The sequence below is a fragment of the Synechococcus sp. R6-5 genome (assembly GCF_047461775.1).
GTDB lineage: Bacteria > Cyanobacteriota > Cyanobacteriia > Thermostichales > Thermostichaceae > Thermostichus.
In genome coordinates this window covers 1-526 of sequence record NZ_JANSHV010000271.1, presented here as the reverse complement: position 1 = coordinate 526, position 526 = coordinate 1, and the positions used below count along the sequence as shown (strand labels likewise).

Sequence of the window (526 nt, the reverse complement as noted above, 5' to 3'; positions counted from 1 at the left end):
GGAGTCTGGGCCGTGTCTCAGTCCCAGTCTGGCTGGTCATCCTCCCAGACCAGCTACCCGTCATCGGCTTGGTAGGCCATTACCCCACCAACGACCTGATGGGCCGCAGGCCCCTCCCCCGGCGCGCACTGCGCTTTCCCCCGAAGGACGTATGCGGGATTAGCGCAACTTTCGTCGCGTTATCCCCCACCGGGGGGCGGGTTCCCACGTGTTACTCAGCCGTGCGCCACTCACCCGCCGAAGCGGGTGCGTTCGACTTGCATGCATTAGGCACGCCGCCAGCGTTCGTCCTGAGCCAGGATCAAACTCTTCATTGGATGGGCGGAGCGGGGTGCGCTCCGCCGGAGCGCCCGACACGGATGGATGTCACGGTTCAGTTGTGAAGGTGCCGACGGCTGGCGCGCGGCGATAAAAAACCAGGCGGTCTGCCTTGCGGTTCGACCGGCCTGGCGACAGCGGGTTGTCTTCCCCTGTCGCGTCCTCGTTTGGCGCTAGCCGCTCACGTCGTGCGTCTCTCCTTTGGATG

The 526-nt window shown here is 65.2% G+C and carries 1 rRNA gene; it reads right to left on the bottom strand.

Going from position 1 to position 526, the window contains the following annotated elements:
- Positions 1–317: ribosomal RNA gene (locus NW818_RS12610) — 16S ribosomal RNA — on the bottom strand; the annotation flags it as partial.
- Positions 318–526: the final 209 nt, after the last annotated feature.